The sequence below is a fragment of the Streptomyces sp. NPDC050448 genome (assembly GCF_040655295.1).
Classification (GTDB): Bacteria; Actinomycetota; Actinomycetes; order Streptomycetales; family Streptomycetaceae; genus Streptomyces.
The window spans coordinates 126719-135326 of record NZ_JBFAJR010000001.1; the positions used below are offsets into that span (position 1 = coordinate 126719).

The 8608-nt window shown below is 71.4% G+C and carries 5 protein-coding genes; all 5 read right to left on the reverse strand.

Going from position 1 to position 8608, the window contains the following annotated elements; all coding sequences use genetic code 11:
* Window positions 1–72: 72 nt before the first annotated feature.
* The 5 genes from AB0I68_RS00640 to uvrC all read right to left on the reverse strand — a co-directional run bounded on the left by AB0I68_RS00640 (window position 73) and on the right by uvrC (window position 8277).
* On the reverse strand, window positions 73–3027 hold the full coding sequence (locus AB0I68_RS00640; protein ID WP_363174959.1) for a M14 family zinc carboxypeptidase: 2955 nt from the start codon (window positions 3025–3027) through the stop codon (window positions 73–75).
* 186 nt (window positions 3028–3213) lie between these two features.
* On the reverse strand, window positions 3214–4203 hold the full coding sequence (whiA, locus tag AB0I68_RS00645) for a DNA-binding protein WhiA (RefSeq protein ID WP_030160342.1): 990 nt from the start codon (window positions 4201–4203) through the stop codon (window positions 3214–3216).
* Entirely contained in the window at window positions 4194–5264 is a 1071-nt protein-coding gene (yvcK, locus tag AB0I68_RS00650) for a uridine diphosphate-N-acetylglucosamine-binding protein YvcK (RefSeq protein WP_363174960.1), read from the reverse strand. Before yvcK ends, whiA begins: the two co-directional genes overlap by 10 nt.
* Window positions 5261–6244 (reverse strand): RNase adapter RapZ, encoded by a 984-nt coding sequence (gene rapZ / locus AB0I68_RS00655; protein ID WP_363174961.1) that lies wholly within the window; start codon window positions 6242–6244, stop codon window positions 5261–5263. Before rapZ ends, yvcK begins: the two co-directional genes overlap by 4 nt.
* The gene (uvrC, locus tag AB0I68_RS00660; protein WP_363174962.1) at window positions 6241–8277 is read right to left on the reverse strand and encodes an excinuclease ABC subunit UvrC; all 2037 of its coding nucleotides are present in this window, start codon (window positions 8275–8277) and stop codon (window positions 6241–6243) included. Before uvrC ends, rapZ begins: the two co-directional genes overlap by 4 nt.
* Window positions 8278–8608: the final 331 nt, after the last annotated feature.

Here is an 8608-nt window from a genome sequence, read left to right on the forward strand (position 1 = left end):
ACCGCGTGCTCGGTACGGGACCCCGGGATCTCCACCTCCATCACTCAGAGTGAGCGATGAGGGCTCCTTTGATCAGCAGTGCAGCGACCTGAGCGCCTTACCGACGAGTACGGCTCGGTCCGCCGCCGTCGGCAGGTGTTCGAGGCCGAAACCGAGGAGCACCGTGTTACGCGTAGTGACGGCGGCGTATGACTTGAACAGCTCCCCGGACCGGGACCAATCGCCCGGAACCACAGGGCTTCCGGCAGGTGCGCCCTGGGCGGTCCAGGCGCCCAGCGAGGTCTCGAATCCCTCGACGGCCTGGTCGGCTCCGCCGACGGAGACGCGCGCCTCGTCCGCGAACACGCCGCGGCCGCCCGCGCCTCCGTCCGAGATGGAGGAGAGGGAGACCTCGACGGTCTTGCCCGCGTACGCGCTCAGGTCGAAGGAGACCTGCTTCCATCCGTCGGACGAGCCGGTGAAGCTGTTCCACGAGCCGCTGGTGCCCTTGGCGGCGCAGCCGGCGCTGTCGAGGGTGAGGTAGTGGCGCAGGAACGGGTGGCCGTTGACGAAGAACCCGGCCTGGCAGTCCGCCGGGACGGCGGCGCTGTTCAGGCCGCCCGCCTCGGGCAGCGTGGTCCAGTCCTCCGCGCCGGCCGTGTGGGCCTCCAGGACCGCGTGGTCGTAGCCTTCCTCGGTGTTCCAGTTGAGGGCCATCTTGAGCTGCGGCTTGTCGGCGGCGGTGACCTTCGTCAGGTCGACCGTGCGGGTCAGCCGCTTCCACTCGTCGTCCTCGTGGGCGGCCGCGGCCATTCCGGCGCCGGCGTAGGGGGCGTACGGATTCACGACCCCGGCGTACTGACCCGCCTGCGCGCTCTTGAACTGCGGGAACTGGGCGGCGGGCAGGGAGTCGGAGGTGACCGCGTAGGACCCGGGGGCGTTGAACGGGTTGCCCGCCGCGTCGCCCAGGCCGCCCTTGGCGCCGGCGAGGGCACCCTTACCGGTGAAGCCGGTGGCGCCGGAGGCACTCGTACGGCTGTAGGCGCCGAGGTAGTACTGGCTGAAGTCGTCGGTCACGGCGCGGCCGACCTGGGCGTTGCCGCCCGCGAGCTCACCGGCCTCGATCAGCTTGCCGCCCTCGTTGAGGAAGTCGCGCACGGCCAGCTGGGTGTCGCCGCCGGGCGTCTTGGCGCCGGTGTAGTGCACGGCCGTACGGAAGTGGGAGAGCACGCCGAGGTGGTGCGGGGCGCCCTGCGTCGCCACGTCCCAGACCGCCGCGGACTTCCCGTTGGCGCGCAGGGCGTCCACGTACTCCTGCGCGTGCTGGGCCTTGGCGCCCTCCTCCGCGATCACCAGCACGTCGGCGCGCGGCCGTTCGGCCACCGTGTACGTGAAGTGCTCGCTGGAGACCTGCTTGCCGGAGCGGTCGCGGCCGGTGAACCAGACCTCGACCTTGTCGCCGGGCTTGGCGCCGTCCACCGTGGCCCGGTACTCGTCGAACCAGTTGTTGTCCTTGCCGCCGTAGACGTCGCCGCCCTTCCAGGCCCTCAGTCCGTCGTCGTGCGTGCGGCCGCCGTTGATGCGGAACTTGAGCTGCTTGTCCTTCAGCGCCTTGCGGGCCGTGACGGAGACCCGCTGGTCCTCGCCCTTGGCGACGTAGGAGGTGGTGAAGGGGTCCACGGTGAAGTCGGCGGCGCTCAGGCCGACGCTGGACTTCGGCTGGTCCGGGTGGGCGGCGCTCTCGCCGACGGCGAGGGCGAAGGGGATGTTCTTCACGAACTCCGCCTGGATGAGCTTCTCGTCGTCCGGGAAGTTGAAGCCGGACCGGCAGTCCTCGGGCTTCCACCGGTCATTGGGGTCGCTCGCGGAGGCCGTCTGGCAGGTGGTCATCTCCGGCGTGAACATCATGACGCCGTTGACGTTGGCGGCGTGGCCGTCGGCCTCGCCGTTGGTGGTGTAGAGCTCGGAGGAGACCTGCGGGTAGTAGCCCGGGATCGCGGAGTTCTCCGGGGTGCCGGCGAGCGCCTTGTAGGCGATGTCGTCCGGGGTCGGGGTGGCCACCTGCCACCCCACGCCGTAGAGCAGCAGCTCGGCGGCGGAGTGGTAGTTGACGGCGTACCTGAAGCCGATGCGCTTCTCGAACCCGTCGAGGGCGACGGTCTCGGGCTCGGAGGACGGCTTGGGGCCGCGGTAGGTCTCGCTCGACCGGTTCGGCGAGGAACCCTCGTTGTCGTAGCCCCACTTGTAGGCGAAGTTGCGGTTGAGGTCGACGCCGTCGCCGGTGGTGATCTTGCCGTCGCCGTTGTTGTCGTGCAGGTTCTTGCGCCACAGCCGGTCGCCGCCGGGGGCGTGCGTGTAGTCGTACCCGTCCGGGTTGGCGGACAGCAGGAACCACAGCTCGGTGGAGTCCACCAGCTTGGTGATCCGCTGGTCCTTGCCGTAGTTGTCGAGGGTGTGGTGCATCAGCCGGCGGGTCATCTCCGGGGTGATCCACTCACGGGCGTGCTGGTTGGACATGTAGAGCACGGACGGCTTGTCGCCGTCCTTGGTCGTGCGGGCGTTCCTGGTGACCTTCAGGGCGAGGATGTCCTTGCCCTGGACGGTCTTGCCGATGGAGACCACCTTGGCGAGGCCCGGGTTGTCCTGCGCGGTCTTGAGGATCTCCTCCTGGAGGCCGCCCTTGCCGCTGTACGGGCGGAAGACCCCGTCACCGACGGCCTGGGAGCGGGCCGCGGACGCGGGGACCTTGTGCTCGGCGAGCTTGACGCCCTGGCCTGCGAGCTCCTTGGCCTGGCCGCCGGTGAGGAACAGCTCGACCTTGGCGGTCCCGGTCTCCGGGACGCGTTCGGTGAGCTCCTGGGCGTCCTGGCCCGCGGCGAGGAGGAGCGGCATCTGCTCCTTGGTGATGTCCGCGTCGTAGACCCGCACCTCGTCGGCGCCGGGTGCGGCGTCTGCTGCGGGCCGGGCGTGGGCCACCGGGAGGGCGGCCAGTGTGGTTCCGAAGACGAGTGCGCTTGCGGCGAGGATCGATCTCGCGCGGTGCCTCATGTGCCCCCCTGGGCGTCGTCTGCCACGAAAGCGTTCGGACGACAGGCTCACGATCGGGCGATGCTCATGTCAATGGGGCGTGTCTCAAAGAGGCCCGCACGTGCGGGCCCCTTTGAGACGTACGGGAAGGCGTACGAGGAGACGTACGGGAAGGCGTACGGGCAGGCGTACGGGTACGGGGCGCGGCTAGCCGGCCATGTTGTCGGCCAGATCCTCGCTGAGGTTCGACTCGGTGCCCGGGATGCCCAGGTCCTGGGCCCGCTTGTCGGCCATCGCCAGCAGGCGGCGGATCCGGCCCGCGACCGCGTCCTTCGTCAGCGGCGGGTCGGCGAGCGCGCCCAGCTCCTCCAGGGAGGCCTGCTTGTGCTCCATGCGCAGCCGGCCGGCCGCGGCGAGGTGCTCGGGCACCTCTTCCCCGAGGATCTCCAGGGCCCGCTGGACCCGGGCTCCGGCGGCCACGGCGGCCCGCGCCGAGCGGCGCAGGTTGGCGTCGTCGAAGTTGGCGAGGCGGTTGGCGGTGGCGCGCACCTCGCGCCGCATCCGCCGCTCCTCCCAGGCCAGCACCGACTCGTGGGCGCCGAGCCGGGTCAGCAGGGCGCCGATGGCGTCGCCGTCGCGGACCACGACCCGGTCCACACCGCGCACCTCGCGCGCCTTGGCGGCGATGGAGAGCCGGCGGGCGGCGCCCACCAGGGCCAGGGCGGCCTCCGGACCGGGGCAGGTCACCTCCAGGGAGGAGGACCGGCCCGGCTCGGTGAGCGAGCCGTGGGCCAGGAAGGCGCCGCGCCAGGCCGCCTCCGCGTCACAGGTGGCCCCGGAGACCACCTGCGGGGGAAGACCGCGGATGGGACGGCCGCGGCCGTCCACGAGGCCCGTCTGGCGCGCGAGCTGGTCACCGCCGGCCACGACGCGGACGACGTACCGGCTGCCGCGGCGCAGGCCGCCGGGAGCCATGACCACCAGGTCCGAGGAATGGCCGAAGATCTCCAGGATGTCCTTGCGCAGGCGCCGGGCAGCGATCCCGGTGTCCAGCTCCGCCTCGATGACGATCCGTCCGCTCACCAGGTGCAGCCCGCCCGCGAACCGAAGAATCGCCGAGACCTCCGCCTTCCTGCAGCAGGTCCGGGTGACGGGGAGCCGGGAGATCTCATCCTTCACCGCTGGCGTCATCGCCATGGGCCGATCCTTCCATGCATCCGAAAAATACGGTCGTACGCGGCGGCGAGCAGCTCCGGATCATGCTTCGGAGAGCCGTCTTCCCTGGCCACCGGCGCCAGCTCGACTGCGGCGCCGAACCGTTTTGCGGCATCGGCGAGGGACTCGCGGTCGGGCACGGCGGCCTCGTCGGCCAGCACCACGTCCAGGGCGAGTTTAGGGGCGTGTCGGGCCAAAACCTCCAAATGACGCTGCGGAGAGAAGCCCTCTGTTTCGCCGGGCTGCGGCGCGAGGTTCAGCGAGAGGACCCGCCGGGCCTTGGTCTCGATCAGTGCGTCGAGCAGTTCCGGCACCAAGAGGTGCGGGATCACGGAGGAGAACCAGGATCCCGGGCCGAGCACCACCCAGTCTGCGTCCAGGACTGCGGCGACGGCCTCCGGCACGGCCGGCGGATCTCGGGGCACGACCTGTACGGAGAGCACCTCGCCGGGGGTGGTGGCCACCGTGGCCTGCCCCCGGACGGTGTCGACCTCGTCCGGGCGGGCCTGGTCGTGGCCGCGCACCAGCGCCTGGAGCTCCAGCGGAACCGCCGACATCGGCAGTACCCGGCCCTGCGCGCCCAGCAGCTTCCCGACCAGGTCGAGGGCCTGGACGGGGTCGCCGAGCTGTTCCCACAGGGCCACGATCAGCAGATTGCCGACCGCGTGCTCGTGCAGGGCGCCGGCCGACTGGAAGCGGTGCTGGATCACGCGGGCCCAGGTCTGGCCCCAGTCGTCGTCACCGCACAGTGCGGCCAGCGCCTTGCGCAGGTCGCCGGGCGGCAGCACACCGAGCTCCTCGCGGAGCCGGCCGCTGGAGCCGCCGTCGTCGGCGACCGTGACCACGGCCGTGAGCTCGCCGGTGATCCGGCGCAGGGCTGCCAGGGAGGCCGACAAACCCATGCCGCCGCCGAGGGCGACGACCTTGGGTGCGACCACCTTGGGGGCTGCGCCGCGGCGCAGCCCGGTGCGGCCCGCGCCGTCCTCGCCCCGCCCCGAGGTGAGGCGGCGCAGGCGGCGCAGCCGCAGGGTCCGTCCGGTCACTCGCGCCCCATGTCCCGGTGGACCACGACGGTCTCGACTCCCTCGGAGGCGAGGCGGGCAGCGAGCTTCTCGGACATGGCCACGCTGCGGTGCTTGCCACCGGTGCAGCCGACCGCGATGGTCACGTACCGCTTGCCCTCGCGGCGGTAGCCGGTGGCGATGAGCTGGAGCAGCTCGGTGTAGCGGTCGAGGAACTCCTTGGCGCCGGGCTGGCTGAAGACGTAGCCCGACACCTCCGGGTTGAGGCCGGTGAAGGGGCGCAGCTCGGGGACCCAGTGCGGGTTCGGGATGAAGCGGCAGTCGACGACGAGGTCGGCGTCGACGGGGAGGCCGTACTTGTAGCCGAAGGACATGACGGTCGCCCGCAGCTCGGGCTCCTCGTCGCCCGCGAACTGGGCGTCCATCTTCGCGCGCAGCTCGTGCACGTTCAGGCTGGAGGTGTCGATGACCAGGTCGGCGTCGCCGCGCAGCTCGCGCAGCAGGTCGCGCTCGGCGGCGATGCCGTCGGTGATGCGGCCGTCGCCCTGGAGGGGGTGGGGGCGGCGGACCGACTCGAAGCGGCGGACCAGCGCGTCGTCGGAGGACTCCAGGAAGACGATGCGCCGGGTGACGCCCTTGCTGTCGAGGTCGGAGAGGGACTCGCGCAGCGCGTCGAAGAACTGGCGGCCGCGGACGTCGACGACGACGGCGATGCGCGCCACGTTGCCCTGCGAGCGGGCGCCGAGCTCCACCATGGTGGGGATCAGTGCCGGCGGGAGATTGTCGACGACGAACCAGCCGAGGTCCTCCAGGCACTTCGCCGCCGTACTGCGGCCGGCCCCGGACATCCCGGAGATGATCACCAGCTCGGGGATGGCCGCCTCGGCGGTATCTCCGGGCTCCACTGTCGTGCCCGTACTCACCTGTGCTCCGTCTCGGTCGTGCTCGGTCGTCTGCTCGGTCTCGCGCTCGGAATCCTGCTCGGACGCGTGCTCGGTCATTGCTCGGTCCCCCGTTCGGACGATGTCCCCCAGCCACCGCTGGGGGGTGCCCCCACCCGCGGGGTGGGGTACTCATCCTCAATGATCTCTCCTGTCGCCGTATTGACGGCAGGGCCAGCGGGAACCGACTGGGCGAGGGCCGCGGCCACGGTCTCGGCCGTCTTGCGTCCTATGCCCGGGACCTCGCAGATCTGGTCGATTGTCGCCTGTCTCAGCTTTTTCACCGAACCGAAGTGCTTGACCAGGGCCTGCCTGCGGCTTTCCCCGAGGCCGGGCACCTCGTCCAGCGGCCCCGCCTTGAGCCGTTTCCCGCGCTTGTTGCGCTGGTACTGGATGGCGAACCGGTGGGCTTCGTCACGGACCCGCTGGAGCAGGTAGAGGCCCTCGCTGGTGCGGGGCAGCACGACCGGGTCGTCCTCGCCGGGCAGCCAGACCTCCTCCAGCCGCTTGGCCAGCCCGCACACGGCCACGTCGTCGATGCCGAGCTCCTCCAGGGCCCGCTTGGCGGCGGCCACCTGCGGCTGCCCGCCGTCGACCACGACGAGCTGGGGCGGGTACGCGAAACGCTTCGGCCGCCCGTCGTCCTCGGTGAGGGGATCCTCCCCGTCCTCCGGGGACCACTCCCCCGTCTTCAGCTTCTCCTGGAGGTAGCGGCGGAAGCGCCGGGAGACCACCTCGTGCATGGAGCGGACGTCGTCCTGCCCTTCGAACGACTTGATCTGGAAGCGCCGGTACTCGCTCTTGCGCGCCAGCCCGTCCTCGAAGACGACCATCGAGGCCACCACGTCGTCGCCCTGGAGGTGCGAGATGTCGAAGCACTCGATGCGCAGCGGCGCGCTGTCCAGCTCGAGGGCCGCGGCGACCTCCTCCAGGGCCCGGGAGCGGGTGGTGAGGTCGCTGGCGCGCTTGGTCTTGTGCAGGGCCAGGGACTGCTGCGCGTTGCGGTGGACGGTCTCCATCAGCGCCTTCTTGTCCCCGCGCTGCGGGATGCGCAGGCTGACCTGGGCGCCGCGCCGCTCGGCCAGCCACTGGCCCAGCGCCCGGGTGTCCTCGGGCAGCGCCGGGACCAGCACCTCCTTGGGGACGGCTTCGCCCTTCTCCTCCCCGTACAGCTGCTGGAGGGCGTGCTCGACCAGTCCGGCGGTGTCGACTGCCTCCACCTTGTCGGTGACCCAGCCGCGCTGGCCGCGGACCCGGCCGCCGCGTACGTGGAAGATCTGCACGGCGGCTTCGAGCTCGTCCTCGGCGACCGCGATCAGGTCGGCGTCGGTGGCGTCGGCGAGCACGACGGCGTTCTTCTCCATGGCCCGGCGCAGCGCTCCTATGTCGTCGCGCAGCCGGGCGGCCTTCTCGTACTCCATCTCCTCGGCGGCCTCGTGCATCTGCTGTTCGAGGCGGGAGAGGTAGGTGCCGGTGCGGCCGGCCATGAAGTCGCAGAAGTCCTCGGCGAGTTCCCGGTGCTCCTCGGGGGTGACCCGGCCGACGCAGGGCGCGGAGCACTTGCCGATGTAGCCGAGCAGGCAGGGGCGGCCGATCTGGGCGGACCGCTTGAACACGCCCGCGGAGCAGGTCCGTACCGGGAACACCCGCAGCATCAGGTCGACGGTCTCGCGGATCGCCCAGGCGTGCCCGTAGGGGCCGAAGTACCGCACGCCCTTCTTCTTGGGCCCGCGCATGACCTGGACCCGCGGGTACTCCTCGTTCATCGTGACGGCGAGGGAGGGGTAGCTCTTGTCGTCCCGGTACTTGACGTTGAACCGGGGGTCGTACTCCTTGATCCAGGAGTACTCGAGCTGCAGCGCCTCGACCTCGGTGGAGACGACCGTCCACTCGACGGAGGCGGCCGTGGTCACCATGGTGGCGGTACGGGGGTGCAGGCTCGCGAGGTCCTGGAAGTAGTTGGCCAGGCGTTGGCGCAGGCTCTTGGCCTTCCCGACGTAGATCACCCGGCGGTGCTCGTCGCGGAATCTGTAGACCCCCGGGGAGTCGGGGATCTGCCCTGGCGCGGGGCGGTAGCTGGAAGGGTCGGCCATGCCAACACCCTACTTGCGGGGGCTGACAACATGCCCGCACCGCCGTCCGGGCGCAGCCCCGCCGGCACCGGAGGCCCGGCCTGTTCCAGCCCCGCCGGCACCGGAGGCCCAGGCTGTTTCACCCCCGCTCGCACCGGAGGCCCGGGCTGTTTCAGCCCCGCCGGCGTTTGAGGCGCGGGGTCCGGGGCGGAGCCCCGGGTCTTTCCAGCCCGCCCGGCGCGTGAGGGCCGGGTCCGGGCAGAGCCCGGTGAACGGGAGAAGGGCGGGGCGGGGAGAGGGGGGCGGGAGGGCGCGGAGGGCGGCGGGGCCGGCCGGGTCGTGGGGGGCGGTC